This is a genomic window from Streptomyces sp. NPDC094143, from assembly GCF_040303825.1.
Taxonomy (GTDB): domain Bacteria; phylum Actinomycetota; class Actinomycetes; order Streptomycetales; family Streptomycetaceae; genus Streptomyces.
In genome coordinates, this window is record NZ_JBEOTZ010000017.1 from 3,607 (window position 1) to 18,198 (window position 14,592).

The window sequence follows — 14,592 nt, forward strand, 5'->3', positions numbered from 1 at the left end:
GTACTCGGCCTGCTCGGGGCGGAGCTTCGTCAGCTTCACTCCGAGCGCGTCGAGGTGGAGGCGGGCGACCTTCTCGTCGAGGTGCTTGGGCAGCACGTAGACGCCGGTCGGGTACTCGTCGGGCTTGGTGAACAGCTCGATCTGGGCCAGGGTCTGGTCCGCGAAGGAGTTGGACATCACGAACGACGGGTGGCCGGTGGCGTTGCCCAGGTTCAGCAGGCGGCCCTCGGACAGGACGATGATCACCTTGCCGTCGGGGAAGGTCCAGGTGTGGACCTGCGGCTTGACCTCGTCCTTGACGATGCCGGGGATCTTGGCGAGGCCGGCCATGTCGATCTCGTTGTCGAAGTGGCCGATGTTGCCGACGATGGCCTGGTGCTTCATCTTGGCCATGTCCGAGGCCATGATGATGTCCTTGTTGCCGGTCGTGGTGATGAAGATGTCGGCCTTGTCGACGACCTCGTCGAGGGTCGTGACCTGGTAGCCGTCCATCGCGGCCTGGAGGGCGCAGATCGGGTCGATCTCGGTGACGATCACGCGGGCGCCCTGTCCGCGCAGGGACTCCGCGCAGCCCTTGCCCACGTCGCCGTAGCCGCAGACGACCGCGGTCTTGCCGCCGATGAGGACGTCGGTGGCGCGGTTGATGCCATCGATGAGCGAGTGGCGGCAGCCGTACTTGTTGTCGAACTTCGACTTGGTGACGGCGTCGTTCACGTTGATCGCCGGGAAGAGGAGGACGCCGTCGCGCTGCATCTCGTACAGGCGGTGGACGCCGGTCGTGGTCTCCTCGGTGACACCGCGGATCTCGGAGGCGAGCTGGGTCCACTTCTGGGGGTTCTCGCCCAGGGTGCGGGTCAGCAGCTCCAGGATGACGCGGTGCTCGTCGGACTCGGCGGTGTCGGGCGAGGGGACCTTGCCGTCCTTCTCGTACTCGACGCCCTTGTGGACGAGGAGGGTGGCGTCACCGCCGTCGTCCAGGATCATGTTGGGGCCGCCGGTGGGGCTGTCCGGCCAGGTCAGCGCCTGCTCGGTGCACCACCAGTACTCCTCCAGCGTCTCGCCCTTCCAGGCGAAGACGGGGACGCCCTGCGGGTTGTCCGGGGTGCCGTTCGGGCCGACGGCGATGGCGGCGGCCGCGTGGTCCTGGGTGGAGAAGATGTTGCAGGAGGCCCAGCGGACCTGTGCGCCGAGGGCGACCAGGGTCTCGATGAGGACGGCGGTCTGCACGGTCATGTGCAGGGAGCCGGTGACGCGGGCGCCGGCGAGGGGCTGCGCCTCGGCGTACTCCTTGCGGATCGCCATCAGGCCGGGCATCTCGTGCTCGGCGAGGGTGATCTCCTTGCGGCCGAACTCGGCCAGGGAGAGGTCGGCGACCTTGAAGTCCTGTCGGTTCTCGACAGTCGTCATTGCGAGCTGCTCCTCGGGGGTTGGGTCGAGGTGGGTACGGCTGGTCTGCGCGGCGGCGGACACAGGGGTGCCCGGAAGAGGACACAGGCATGCCCGCGTACGCGCAGCGCAGTCCGTCGGAGGCCCTCTCTCCCTCGGCCGGTCCCCGGTGGGACCGCCCGACCGCCATCAGCAGCGACGTCTGGCTCCGTCCCAAGCTACACCGGGGGCGGGGGCGAACCCCAGTCCGTCCGCGAACACATCGAGCCGATCATGTGGCGGAGCCGGGACGGCGACGGGGCCCGCCGGGTGGTCCGGCGGGCCCCGTGGGCGCGAGGTGAGGGGTCAGTGGGCCGCGGGGGCCGGGCCTCCGGGGGAGGCCTCGGGGTCGGGGCCCTTGGCGGCTTCGGTCTCGCTGTAGATGTCCGGTTCGAGGTAGATCACGCGGGCGATGGGGACGGCCGCTCGGATGCGGGCCTCGGCGGCGTCGATGGCGGAGGCGATCTCGGTGGCCGTGTCGTCGTGCCGGACGGCGATCTTCGCGGCGACGAGGAGCTCCTCGGGGCCGAGGTGGAGCGTGCGCATGTGGATGACGCGGGTGACGGTGTCGCCGTCGACGAGGGAGGCCTCGATCTTCTGGGCCTCCTCGACGCCGGCGGACTCGCCGAGCAGGAGCGACTTGGTCTCGGCCGCGAGGACCAGGGCGATCAGGATGAGCAGGATGCCGATGCAGAGGGTGCCGATGCCGTCCCAGACGGCGTCGCCGGTGAGCAGGGCGAGGCCGACGCCGCCGAGGGCGAGGATCAGGCCGACGAGGGCGCCGAGGTCCTCCAGCAGGACGACCGGGAGCTCGGGGGCCTTGGCGTGGCGGACGAACTCCTTCCAGGAGCGCTTGCCGCGCAGGAGGTTGGACTCCTTGATGGCCGTGCGGAAGGAGAAGGTCTCGGCGATGATCGCGAAGACCAGGACGCCGACCGGCCAGTACCAGTGCGTCAGCTCGTGCGGGTGCTTGATCTTCTCGTAGCCCTCGTAGAGGGCGAACATGCCGCCGACCGAGAAGAGGACGATGGAGACGAGGAAGGCGTAGATGTAGCGCTCGCGGCCGTAGCCGAAGGGGTGTTGCGGGGTGGCCTCGCGCTTGGCCTTCTTGCCGCCGACCAGGAGCAGTGCCTGGTTGCCGGAGTCGGCGAGCGAGTGGACGGACTCCGCGAGCATCGACGACGAGCTGCTGAAGAGGAACGCCACGAACTTCGCTACCGCGATCGCGAGGTTGGCGACCAGTGCCGCCACGATCGCCTTGGTGCCGCCTGACGCGCTCATGTGTTCGCGTTGTCCCTTCGTACGCCGTTTTCGGGGCCCGGACGCCGCCGTGTGCGGCGTCCGTGGCTTTGCCCGTGCTTGACGGTGGGCCATTGTTGCAGCCCGTTGCGGCCGCGGTGTCTCAGGTCACCAGCCCGGGGGGTGTCGAAACGGTCAGGCGATGACCGTGGCCCGGAAAAGCGTTCCCGTTCCGGACACTTCGGCCTTTTCGCCGGCCGGGACGAAGACGGACGCGCCGGGGGTCAGGGCGTGCTCGCCGACTCGGACCGTGCCGGCCGTGCAGAGCAGGATCTGCGGGGTCGGGCGGGTGAGGTCGTGGGTGGTGCCGGCCTCGGGCAGGACGTAGCGGGAGAGGCGGAACTCGTCGATGGGTGTCTCGTAGACCTCCTCGCCGTCGGGAGCGGCCTCGGGGCGCAGGACGCCCGGGTCGGCGGCGTGGAAGCGGACGATGCGCAGGAGTTCGGGGACGTCGACGTGCTTGGGGGTCAGGCCGCAGCGCAGGACGTTGTCGGAGTTGGCCATGATCTCCACGCCGAGGCCGTTCAGGTAGGCGTGTGGGACGCCGGCGCCGAGGTAGAGGGCCTCGCCGGGCTGCAACCGGACGTGGTTGAGCAGCATCGCGGCGATGACGCCGGGGTCGCCCGGGTAGTGGTGGGCGATGTCGGCGTAGGGGGCGTAGACCCCGCCGATGCGGGTGCAGGCGGCGGCCGCCTCCTCGACCGTGCGGGACATCTCCTCGCGGTCGGCGGTGAGGATCGCCGTGAGGACCTCGCGCAGGGCGGCGTCCTCGGGGTGGGCGTGGAGCAGGTCGACGTAGGGCTTGAGGGAGTCGACGCCGAGGTTGTCGAGCAGGCCCGCGGCCTCCAGCGGGGCGCGGAAGCCGCACAGGCCGTCGAACGCGGTGAGGGCACAGATGAGTTCGGGCTTGTGGTTGGCGTCCTTGTAGTTGCGGTGCGGGGCGTCCACGGGGATGCCGCGGCGCTCCTCGTCCGCGTAGCCCTGCTGGGCCTGGGCGAGGTCGGGGTGGACCTGGAGGGAGAGCGGGGCCCCGGCGGCGAGGATCTTGAGGAGGAAGGGCAGGCGGGGGCCGAAGCGGGCGACCGCGGCCGGTCCGAGTTCCTTCTCCGGGTCGGCGTCGATGACCTCGACGAGCGTGCCCCGCTCGGTGCGCGAGGGTGCGCCGGGGTGGGCGCCCATCCACATCTCCGCCTGCGGCTCGCCGGTCGGTTCGACCCCGAGCAGCTGCGGGATGGCGGTCGGGGAACCCCAGGCGTAGGGGCGGATGGTGTTGTCGAGGCGGTCCATGGGGTTCTCTCTGCGTGTGCGGGTGGGCGGGCGCGTCAGGGTGTCCCGGGCAAGATCAGGCCCTCGAGGCGAGCGCCAGGTAAACCGCGGCGAAATCCGTCATGGCGATCAGTTCCGCGAGGGTCTCGAGCTCGCCGCCCTCCTCCGGTTCCAGTTCGCTGATCGGTGTGTCGTGGCTGAGGGCGAGGTCGCGGGCGCCGGGGGCGGCGGTGAGGCCGCCGATGGGGCGGTCGCGCAGGAGCACCACGCGCGCGTGCAGGGCGGGCGGTTCGTCGACCCGGTCGCGGAAGAAGTCCTCGGGGTCGGCGCTGGCGGCCAGGGGTCCGGCGAGCAGGGCGCTGTGCGCGGCGAGGGCCTCGGGCAGCTCGGCGACGACCGCGGGGGTGCCGGACAGTTCGGCGAGCGCGGCCGCGAACCGGCGGCCCGCCGGGCCGGCCGACACGCCCTCGGTCCACACGAGCGGGAGCGCGTCGGCGAGTTCGGCGGCCAGGGTCTTGGCGGGGTTGCTGTAGGTGGCGATGGCGGGGCCGCAGCGTTCGGCGACGCGGTCGAGGCGGTCGGCGACCTTGCCGAGGGCGTCCGGCGGGGCGGCGAGCACGCCGGTGCGGTCCAGCAGCGCGAGGAGCGGGGTGAGCAGGGCCCACAGCACGCCGGGCGCGGACGCGGCGAAGGGCTCCTCCTGGTCGTACGGGGCGGTCGCCATGGGGACGAACAGGCCGTGGGAGCCGTTGACGGCGTCGGCGAGCGGCGAGCGGCTGGGAGCCACGGCGACGACGCTGCAGCCGCGGCGGTAGGCCTGTTCGGCGAGGAGGGACAGGCCCGGTTCGGTGCCGTCGGGGGTGGTGATCAGAAGGAGGTCGACCGAGCCGACCCAGCCGGGCAGTTCCCAGCGCAGGGCCCCCGCGGCGGGGGCGACGCCGGTGGGGGCGAGGCGGGTGACGGGGCTGCCCGCGCCGGCCAGCGTGCCGATGAGGTCGGCCGCGTGGGTGGCGGCGGCGCCGGGGCCGGCGATGAGGACGGCGCGGGGGCGGCCGTCGGGCTTGAGGTCGTTGATGCCGGCCTCGGCCGAGTGGCGGGCGGCCGTGCGGACGCGGGCACCGGCTTCCGCGGCGCCGCGGAGCAGACCGCGCTGGTCGGCCTCGGCGAGGCCCTCCGGGGAGTCGAGCAGCGATTCGTCGAGCATGAGCGGCAGCCTCCGGTGGCCGGGGTCCGTTGTGCGGATGTCGTGCTACGCCGGTGCCCGTAGGGCCCGGGAGGTATGTCCGCCCGGGCGGTGCGACGTGCCGGCTACGCGGGGCGGCGGGCCTCGTCGACGAGAAGCACGGGGATGCCGTCGCGCACCGGGTAGGCCAGGCCGCACTGGGTGTCGGTGCAGATCAGCTCGGCTTCCTGCTCCTTGAGGGGGGCGTGGCAGGCCGGGCAGGCGAGGATCTCCAGGAGGCCGGATTCCAGGGGCATGAGGGGTTCCTTCGAGGTGCGGGCGCTTGGGTCGTGCCTGGTCAGGTTACCGCCGGTGGGGCCGGGGCCTCAGCCCCTGATGATCGCCAGCACCTCGTCCCGCACGCGGGCCATGGTCACCGCGTCCCTCGCCTCCGCGTTCAGGCGCAGCAAGGGTTCGGTGTTCGACGGGCGGACGTTGAACCACCAGTCGGCGGCGGAGACGGTGAGGCCGTCGAGACCGTCGAGGGTGATGCCGTCGCGGCCCTCGTACGCCGTGCGGATCGCGGCGAGGCTGGCCTGCTGGTCGGCGACCGTGGAGTTGATCTCGCCGGAGCCGGTGTAGCGGTCGTAGGAGGCGACGAGGGCGGACAGGGTGCCCTGCTGGCCGCCGAGGGCCGCGAGGACGTGCAGGGCGGCCAGCATGCCCGTGTCGGCGTTCCAGAAGTCGCGGAAGTAGTAGTGGGCGGAGTGCTCGCCGCCGAAGATCGCGCCGCTGCGGGCCATCTCGGCCTTGATGAAGGAGTGACCGACTCGGGTGCGGACCGGGGTGCCCCCCTGTTCCTTCACGACCTCGGGCACCGACCAGGACGTGATCAGGTTGTGGATGATCGTGCCCTTGCCGCCGTGCCGGGCCAGTTCGCGGGAGGCGACCAGGGCGGTGATCGCCGACGGGGAGATGGGCTCGCCGCGCTCGTCCACGACGAAGCAGCGGTCGGCGTCGCCGTCGAAGGCCAGGCCCAGGTCGGCGCCCTCCTCGCGGACCCGCTTCTGCAGGTCGACGAGGTTGGCCGGGTCGAGGGGGTTGGCCTCGTGGTTGGGGAAGGTGCCGTCCAGCTCGAAGTACATCGGCACCAGGGTCAGGGGCAGGCCGGCGAAGACCTCGGGGACGGTGTGGCCGCCCATGCCGTTGCCCGCGTCGACGACGACCTTCAGGGGGCGGATGGAGGTCAGGTCGACCAGCGAGCGCAGGTGGGCCGCGTAGTCCGGCAACGTGTCGCGGGCGCTGATCGTGCCCGTCGTCGCGGCGGGCTCCGGGGCGCCCGACTCGCTCCAGCGCTCGACCAGTTCACGGATCTCCGCGAGGCCGGTGTCCTGACCGACGGGGGCGGCGCCCGCGCGGCACATCTTGATGCCGTTGTACTGCGCCGGGTTGTGGGAGGCGGTGAACATGGCGCCCGGCAGGTCCAGCGCGCCGGAGGCGTAGTACAGCTGGTCCGTCGAGCACAGGCCGATCTCCGTCACGTCGGCGCCCTGTGCGGCGGCGCCGCGCGCGAAGGCCCGGGACAGGCCGGGTGAGGAGGGGCGCATGTCGTGCCCGGTGGTGATCGCGCTCGCGCCGGTGATCCGCACGAAGGCCGCCCCGAAGAGCTCGGCCAGGGACTCGTCCCACTGGTCGGGGACGACCCCGCGTACGTCGTACGCCTTGACGACCTGCGACAGATCAGCAGCCACGCCCCGCCTCTTCCTGGAAAGTCCTATCGGTCGGTCCAAACTACCCGCACCCCGCCGGTGGCCCGCCGGGCGGTCGCCGAGTGGACCCACAGCCGTAACCTCAGGTCAGGGCAGCATCCAGCCCAGGGCCGGGGTGCTCTGGCCGACCACGATCAGGCACATCACCAGCAGCAGGCCCAGGCTCCAGGGCAGCACCTTGCGCAGCAGGTCGCCCTCGCGGCCCGCCAGGCCGACGGCCGCGCGGGCGATGGTGAGGTTCTGCGGGGAGACCATCTTGCCGAGGACGCCGCCGGAGCTGTTGGCGGCGGCCAGCAGCTCGGGGGAGAGTCCGGACTCGCGGGCGGCGGTGACCTGGAGGGCGCCGAAGAGGGCGTTGGCGGAGGTGTCCACAGGGCGAGCGAGCCGGCGACGGGTTCCAGTTCCTGGACGTGCACGGGCGCCTCCCCGGTTTCCGCCATGCGAAAGCGTTTTCTCGCGACCTCAGAACGGGATGGTCATGTCCGCGCCAACGTGGCGTCAATGGGCGCGCGTGGGGAGAACGGGGGAGCCGGGTCGGGAGGGACGGGAGCCCGGTCAGCTGTCGGGCGACCGCAGGACCCGCAGGTGCCCGCGCCGCGCGACCTCCATCGGGTCGGCCGCACGGCCGCCGCCACCGGCTCCGGCCGCCCGCTCCTGGGGGCGGGCCGCCTCCCGCACGGCGTTCGCAAGCGCCTCCAGGTCGTCCCCGCTCGGGCGGGCCGGGGCCGAGCCGTCGAGCAGCCGGACGACCTCCCAGCCGCGCGGGGCGGTGAGGCGCTCGGAGTGCTCGGCGCACAGGTCGTAGCAGTGGGGTTCGGCGTAGGTGGCGAGCGGGCCGAGGACCGCGGTCGAGTCGGCGTAGACGTACGTCAGCGTCGCGACGGCGGGACGGCCGCAGGCGGTGCGCGAACAGCGACGTACAGGGCTCACGACGTTGGACGGTACCGCACTCTTGAGCGGGCCGCGACGACTCTCCATCAGGTCACTCCACCGTGTCGTGCTGTGAGACGTCCCACACCCCCTTTCGGGGGTACCTTCCTGACCTGCCCGGACATGGTCGCGAGTGATGCCGAACCGTCCCGTAAGCGGTCAAGAGTCGTCACAAAACCCTCAATTGCCATGAGGTCGCCGGTCTCGGCGGGATACGGAATCGAGCCCAACCTTGGCTTGAATGGTCATGTAACGACATGCCGAAGGGGTCGGCCGGAAGCCGTCCGTGCCGCCGTGCGGTGCCGGGCGCGGGGGCGCGGCGGGGACTACCCTTCACCAGTGATGGACAAGCCCGTAACGCCCCGTGCCGCCGCCCCCGGGCCCCGCCGCCGTGATCGCCACGGCCGGGGCATGCGCGGCCCGATCGCACCCCCGCAGGTGCCGCTCGCCGCGAGCCGCGCGGAGGCGTTCGCGGACCTGGTGCAGGACTCCGTGGAACGCCTGGAGCGGCGGTGGCCGCAGCTCGCCGACATCGATTTCCTGGTACTGGAGGTGCCGCGGCTCGACGGGCCCGGCCAGGCCTGGAACGACGAGGCGGTCCCGCTGGGCGGCACGATCAGCGCGCGCGAGGGCCGGCCCGCGCGCGTGGTGATCTACCGGCGGCCGGTCGAGATCCGCACCAAGGGCCGCGACGAGCGCGCCGCGCTGGTGCACGAGGTCGTCGTCGAGCAGGTCGCCGAGCTGCTGGGGCTCACCCCGGAGACCGTCGACCCGCGGTACGGCGAGGACCAGGGCTGAACCGGCCCCTGGTCGCTTCTGAGGACCAGGGCTGAGCCGGTCCCCCGGCGTTACTTCTGCAGCACCGACAGGTCCTCGTCCGCCTCCGGTACGGCAACCGTCCCCCGGTCGTCGGGGAGCGTCTGCACGGTGAACGCCGGGACGCCGCCCTCCGTCGCCGCGAGCGTGCGGGCGCCGTAGACCGGGCCGCCGGAGACCGGCTCGACCGTCAGCGCGAACGTGCCCTTCAGGCCGGCGGGGACCGGGGGCTCGATGTCCTGGGTCGTGCCGGCCCTGATCGTGTACGTCTTCGACACCGGCGTGCCGCCCTCGCTGCCCGCCGAGGCGGTGACCTTGACGGTGGCCGCGCGGCCGGGGGCGGTCAGGGACAGGGTGCTGTCCTCGGCGCTGTTGTCCGCGGACGTCGCGCGCGTGCCGACGGGGCGGGTGGCCGCGATGAACGCCGACTCCTGCTTGCCGTCCTTGCCGCGCACCACCTGTACGGCCGCCACCACCGGCACCGACCGGTCCGTCGGCGTCAGCACCAGGGAGCCGGCCTCGCCGCGGGTCACGTCACCGAGGTCGACGGCGGTCGTCATGCCCCCCTTGACGTGCACCGTCTCGTGACCGGCCGGGGTGATCAGGCCGGAGGGAGAGGCCAGGCGCACCTTGAGGTCCGCGTCGGCGTCGCCGGGGGCGAAGGCGACCAGGCGCACGGAGGTGGCGTCCTTGGGGATGCCGGGCAGCACCAGACTGCCCGCGGGGTCGGCGGACGCGGCCAGCCAGTCGCCGCCGATCCTGTCGTCCAGGGCCTGCACGGCGGCGCCGACCCGCCCGCTGCGCACGTTGACGTGCACGGTGAGGCCGGACTGCTCCTCGTCGGTCAGGGTGGACAGCAGGACCGGGTCGGTGGAGTGCGGCTGGACCGTCAGGCCCTCCCCCACCACCGACTTCAGGGCGCCGTCCTTGCCGTACAGCTCGATGTCGACCACGGCCGCCGAGTCGTCGGGGTTGGTCAGGTGGACGTAGTCGGTGCGGTCGGCCGCGGTGCTGACGCCCGGGAACCAGAAGTCCGTGTCGGGAGCGGTGCAGTTGACGCCCTGCAGACCGCGGCCGGTCCCGGCGGCGACCTCGGTGGTCTCCTGGACCGTCCAGCCCGGCGCGAAGCGGCCGTCGGCGGTGCCGACCAGGGCGGGTGCCTCGGCGCCGGAGCTGTCGGCGGTGACGGGCTTGCCGGGCTCCTTGGGGGTCAGCACGGGCTTCCCGGGCTGCTTCCCGGTCTGTTCCCCGGTCGGTGTCCCGGTCGGTTTTCCGCCTGACTCGCCGTCGTCCTCGCCCGCGGCCGGTCCGTCCGCCGACTGCTGGGCCGCCGCGCGGAGTTCGGCCTTGCCGCCGCTGCCCGTGCCCTTCGTGACGGGTGTGAAGGAGGTGTAGGACGTCTCCGCGATGTCGGACGTGCTGGGCGCGGGGCACAGCAGGCTCGTGCGCTCCACGGGCAGTTGGGCGGCCGCCTTGGCGGTGGTCTCCGCGCCGGGCGCGTCCGGCTGGGACAGCGCGGCGAAGCCGGTGACGGCGGCGAGCGCGGTCGTGCCGGCGATCAGGGACAGGGTCGTGCGGTTCACTGCTGGCTCCCGTCGGGACGCTCACTGCCCGTGCCGTGGGGGTGATGCTGCTGCGCCGGGTCGTACGGCGTGCCGTAGCCCTGGGTGTAGGCCTGGTCGTAGCCCTGCTGGTCGTAGCCCTGCTGGTCGTAGCCCTGTGGGTCGTGGGACGGGGTCTGGGGACCACCGCCGTACGCGTACGGGTCGTACTGGCCGCCCTGGTACGGATCCGCCTGGTACTGCTGCTGCCCGTAGGCGTCGGCGGGGTACGGGGCGTTCTGGTACGGATCGGCGTAGCCGGGGTGATCGCCGCCCGGGTAGCCGGTGGTGTCCCACTGGCCGTGGTTCTGCTGGGGGACGCTCACCGGGGGCTGCTCGGCCGCCGGGGGCGGGAACTGCGGGAACTCCTCGGGCTCCGGTGCGCCTTCCGTCTCGGCCTCCGCCTGGGCGCGCAGGCGGCGGGCACGGCGGCCCTCGCCGGCGACGGCCTGAGCGGGGACGGCGGGCTCCTCGGGCAGGTCGTCGTCCATGTCGCGGCGCCGACCGGGCAGGGCGAGCACCACCAGGACCAGGGCGAGCGCGCCCTGGGTCCACAGCCAGGCGGTGTGGCCGATCGGCTCGTCGTAGGTGACGTCCAGCCGGCCGCCGCCGGCGGGGAGTTCGAAGCCCTGGGCCCAGCCGTCGACCGTGGTGGGGGTGAGCGGCTTGCCGTCGAGGGTGGCGGTCCAGGCGTCGGAGGCGGTGTCGGCCAGGCGCAGCACGCGCCCGTCGGCGCCGGCCGGGAGCGTGGTGTGGACCTCGACGGGGCCCGCCGCGACCGGCTGGGGCGTGCCGGAACCGGAGGCGGGGACGATCGTGGCGCGGGCGACCTCGCGGTCGATCCGCCACAGCGCGCCGCCGCTCTGCTGGCTGAGCCGGGTCAGACCGGGTGTGGCGTCCAGGACGCGGGTGATCTCGCGGGGCGTGCCCTGCTGGACGAGGACGTAGCGCACGGCGAAGCCGCCGAGCTGGTCGGCCTGGTCGGCGCCGGAGCCCGCCACCAGGTTGGCGACGACCTTGTCGAGCCGGCTGTTCTCGCCATCGGCCGCGGCGATCTCGCCGTCCCCGAGGCGGGCGCCGGAGCCGCGCACCAGCATGTAGCCGACGTGGGTGCCCGCGTCGCTGTCGAGGACGAGGGTGCGGGCCTGGTCGCGGGTGCCGCTCTCCTCGGCCACGAACGCGGGGACCTGCGTGGGGTCGCGCCGCTCCAGCGGTCCGTCGGCGCCGCGGATCATCCAGCCGGCGGCGATCAGCAGCGGGCCCGCGGCCGAGGCGAAGGCGATCAGGGCGGCGACCGGCTGGCGCCAGCCGAAGCTCTGCTCGGCCACGCGCGCGCGTGCCCCGTCGGCGCCGAGCACGGCGGCCGCGAGGAGGGCGATGCCGTAGACGAGGGTGGCGGGGCCGGCCCAGGTGGAGCCGTTGGACAGCACCGCGAAGACGTAGCCGATCAGGGCGGCCGTCCAGGCCGTGCGGATGCCCGCCTGGCGTTCCGAGCGCAGCAGGGCGGCGAGCGCGGCCAGCACGATGCCGATGAGCATCAGGCCGCTGACGGTGCCGGGGCCGCCCGGGCTGGCGCCGAGCAGGTCGAGGGCGGAGGCCGCCGAGGGGCCGTACTCCAGGCCGGCCTCCCGGAAGAAGCCGAACGGGAGCAGCGTCAGCGACCAGGGCGCGAGGAGCAGCAGGGGTGTGCCGAGCTGGGCGAGGAAGCGCAGGCCGTAGGCCGGGAGGTCGGACCGGCGCAGGGCCAGCAGACCGAGGCCGAGCAGCAGCGCGACCGGCCACACCACGGGCGTGAACGCCGTGGTGATGGTCAGCAGCAGCGCGTACGCCCAGGTGGCACGCCAGCTGCCGCGCGTACCGGCGGGGTTGGCCAGGCCGCTCGCGGCGATGCCCGCGCGGGCGACGAGCGGCAGCAGCACCGCCAGCACGGCCGTGCCGATCCGGCCACCGGCGAGGGCGCCGGTGGCGGCGGGCAGGAAGGCGTAGACCACGGCCGCCCAGGCGCGCAGCAGCCGGGACTCGACCAGGGGGCGGGAGGCGAAGTACGCGGTGAGGCCGGCCAGGGGCACCGAGCCGACGAGCAGGAGCGTGACGGCGAGGCCGGCCGAGCCGAACAGCAGGGACGCCAGCATCGCCACGATCGCCACGTACGGGGGCGCGGCGGAGGTCCCGCCGGCGCCGACCGGATGCCAGGCGTCCAGGTAACGCGCCCACAGCTCGGCGGAGTCGGCCGGGGCGGGCAGCAGCGCGCCGCCCGCGAGGGCACCGCCGCCCAGCAGCGCGCGGCAGGCGGCCAGGGAGACGAGCAGGAGCACCAGGAAGAGCACCGGGCCGGGCTTGCGCGCGATGCGCTTGAGCCGGGCGAACTGCTCGATCTCCAGGAAGTCGGCGTCGTCGCCGCCCGGGCCCGACTCGACGGCTCCGCCGTGCCGTCCGGCGCCGGAGGTGATCTCCGGGTCGGAGCGGCCCACGAGGTCGCCTGCGACCTGCTCGACGGTGGCCCGGATGGTCGCGCCGGGCGGCGGGAACAGCTGCCGCAGCTCGCCCTTGTCGATCTGAGGAGCGCCTCTGCCGCGCCGCCCGGCGAGGATCCGCTCGGGCCGCAGCAGCGTGCCCATCAGTCCGCGGATCTCGTCGACGGCCTGTCCGGGGACCTTGCCGACGAGGTAGGCGAGGGTGCGCAGCAGGGTGCCGAGCACGATCCGCAGCAGCACCCAGGGGAGCACGGACGTACGGGAGTTGACGAGCAGGGTGTAGACGGCGCCCGCCTTGTCGACCTTGTGCGGGGAGGCGGCCGTGCGGCCGACGCAGTCGACCGTGCGGCGCTCGCGGGAGGCCGCCTCGGCGTGCCGGACGACCGCCTCGGGGGCGACGAGGACGCGGTAGCCGGCCGCGTGGGCGCGCCAGCACAGGTCGACGTCGTCGCGCATGAGGGGCAGGTGCCGGTCGAAGCCGCCGAGCTGCTCGAAGACGTCGCGGCGGATCAGCATGCCGGCGGTGGACACCGACAGCACGGGCCGGACGTGGTCGTGCTGGCCCTGGTCCTGCTCGCGGCGGTCCAGGCCGGTCCAGCGGCGGCCGGAGTTGGCGATGGTGACGCCGACCTCCAGCAGCTGACGCCGGTCGTACCAGCCGCGCAGCTTGGGGCCTACGACGGCGACGTCCTCGCGGCCCAGCTCGTACTCGTTGTCCACGACCCGCAGCAGCTGGGCCAGGGCGTCGGGCTCGGGGGCGCAGTCGTCGTGCAGCAGCCACAGCCACTGGACCGGCTCGCCGTGCGGGAGCTCGGGCAGGTCGTAGGCGTCGTCACGCCACGAGCGCGTGACGGGGTCCCAGCCGCTGGGCCGCTTCAGGTACGGCAGTTCTTCCGGGGTGAGGTGCGGGGCCGTGCGGTCGCACTCCTCGACGGCCTGGCCGAAGCCCGTGCGGCGGGCCAGGTGCAGCACGCGGTCGGCGCCGAGGGCGTCGGTGACCAGCTGGGCGGAGTCGTCCGCGCTGCCGGTGTCGGCTCCCATCGCGTACTGGACGGGCCGCTCCTGGCCGAGCAGTCCGGCCAGCGCGTCGGGCAGCCAGCGGGCGCCGTCGTGGGAGACGAGGACCGCGGTCACCACATGACGCGGGAACTCAGGTGTGGCAGCGCTGTCGTGACGAGCTGCCGGGTGGCTGTGCACGGACATCGAGGTACGGGCCCCGGTTCGGTGGACTGCGGTGGACGCCCGCGACCGGTGGGGGCAGCGTGGCGTCTCGGACGAGCGACCACACTATCGGCTGCGCAACAAGGGGGCCCGCCGCCTGTGGACAACCCGCCCGCGACGGGCCGTTCGCACCGGGGGCCGGGTCAGACGGCCGCCTTCTTCAGCCGGCGGCGCTCCCGCTCGGACAGGCCGCCCCAGATGCCGAAGCGCTCGTCGTTGGCGAGGGCGTATTCGAGGCATTCGGAGCGGACCTCGCAGGCGAGGCAGACCTTCTTGGCCTCCCGGGTCGAGCCGCCCTTCTCGGGGAAGAAGGACTCGGGGTCGGTCTGGGCGCACAGTGCGCGCTCCTGCCAGCCGAGCTCCTCGTCCGCGTCGTCGACCAGCAGTTGCTGCACCGTCTCGGTCATGTGCGCCCCTCGTCTGTCTTTCGCGTCCCCGTGATCTAGCCGTTACCGATTCCGGCTGAACGACACGAGTGAAATTACAAGTGTGCGGCTCCGGGCGAGTCAAGCCGAGATCTGCTATTGAGCCCCTTATTCACTCTGCGGAACCAAGCCCATGCGGAAAGTGTTCAAATCACCATAAAACCTGACACACCGACGGAGCCCCGAAGGGCTCGCGCTGTCCGC

Annotated in this window: 11 protein-coding genes and 1 pseudogene; 1 reads left to right on the top strand and 11 read right to left on the bottom strand. The window is 73.1% G+C overall.

The genetic code is table 11. The annotated features are described in order from the left end of the window. The 8 genes and pseudogenes from ahcY to ABTZ58_RS21840 form a co-directional block, all read right to left on the bottom strand. On the bottom strand, positions 1 to 1,407 hold a 1,407-nt coding region (gene ahcY / locus ABTZ58_RS21805), incomplete at its 3' end, for an adenosylhomocysteinase (RefSeq protein ID WP_351359054.1). Positions 1,408 to 1,731: 324 nt separating this feature from the next. Then, a complete protein-coding gene (locus ABTZ58_RS21810; RefSeq protein WP_351359057.1) occupies positions 1,732 to 2,706 on the bottom strand; it encodes a cation diffusion facilitator family transporter in 975 nt (324 codons plus the stop codon). 153 nt (positions 2,707 to 2,859) lie between these two features. Then, positions 2,860 to 4,011 (bottom strand): mannose-6-phosphate isomerase, class I, encoded by a 1,152-nt coding sequence (gene manA, locus ABTZ58_RS21815; RefSeq protein WP_351359060.1) that lies wholly within the window; start codon positions 4,009 to 4,011, stop codon positions 2,860 to 2,862. A 55-nt stretch (positions 4,012 to 4,066) separates the two neighbouring features. Further along, a complete protein-coding gene (locus tag ABTZ58_RS21820; RefSeq protein ID WP_351359063.1) occupies positions 4,067 to 5,194 on the bottom strand; it encodes an SIS domain-containing protein in 1,128 nt (375 codons plus the stop codon). 104 nt (positions 5,195 to 5,298) lie between these two features. Beyond that, on the bottom strand, positions 5,299 to 5,469 hold the full coding sequence (locus ABTZ58_RS21825; RefSeq protein ID WP_309095601.1) for a Trm112 family protein: 171 nt from the start codon (positions 5,467 to 5,469) through the stop codon (positions 5,299 to 5,301). Positions 5,470 to 5,538: 69 nt separating this feature from the next. Then, on the bottom strand, positions 5,539 to 6,903 hold the full coding sequence (locus tag ABTZ58_RS21830) for a phosphomannomutase/phosphoglucomutase (protein WP_351359067.1): 1,365 nt from the start codon (positions 6,901 to 6,903) through the stop codon (positions 5,539 to 5,541). 105 nt (positions 6,904 to 7,008) lie between these two features. Then, a pseudogene (locus tag ABTZ58_RS21835) lies at positions 7,009 to 7,290 on the bottom strand (L-lactate permease); the annotation flags it as partial. Positions 7,291 to 7,476: 186 nt separating this feature from the next. After that, positions 7,477 to 7,899: a DUF3499 domain-containing protein gene (locus ABTZ58_RS21840; protein WP_351359070.1), complete on the bottom strand. Its 423-nt coding sequence runs from the start codon at positions 7,897 to 7,899 to the stop codon at positions 7,477 to 7,479. 294 nt (positions 7,900 to 8,193) lie between these two features. On the opposite strand from ABTZ58_RS21840, the gene ABTZ58_RS21845 reads away from it, so the two are divergent. Further along, a complete protein-coding gene (locus ABTZ58_RS21845; RefSeq protein WP_094057962.1) occupies positions 8,194 to 8,649 on the top strand; it encodes a metallopeptidase family protein in 456 nt (151 codons plus the stop codon). A 50-nt stretch (positions 8,650 to 8,699) separates the two neighbouring features. On the opposite strand, the gene ABTZ58_RS21850 is transcribed toward ABTZ58_RS21845, so the two are convergent. From ABTZ58_RS21850 to ABTZ58_RS21860, 3 genes are all read right to left on the bottom strand, one after another. Continuing rightward, positions 8,700 to 10,250, bottom strand: a complete 1,551-nt coding sequence (locus ABTZ58_RS21850) for a DUF5719 family protein (RefSeq protein WP_351359073.1) — start codon at positions 10,248 to 10,250, stop codon at positions 8,700 to 8,702. Further along, complete coding sequence (locus ABTZ58_RS21855; RefSeq protein WP_351359076.1) at positions 10,247 to 13,945, bottom strand: glycosyltransferase; 3,699 nt, start codon at positions 13,943 to 13,945, stop codon at positions 10,247 to 10,249. The genes ABTZ58_RS21850 and ABTZ58_RS21855 overlap by 4 nt, the downstream gene beginning before the upstream one ends. A 161-nt stretch (positions 13,946 to 14,106) precedes the next feature. Beyond that, positions 14,107 to 14,370, bottom strand: a complete 264-nt coding sequence (locus ABTZ58_RS21860) for a WhiB family transcriptional regulator (protein WP_010034659.1) — start codon at positions 14,368 to 14,370, stop codon at positions 14,107 to 14,109. Between the last annotated feature and the right edge of the window lie 222 nt (positions 14,371 to 14,592).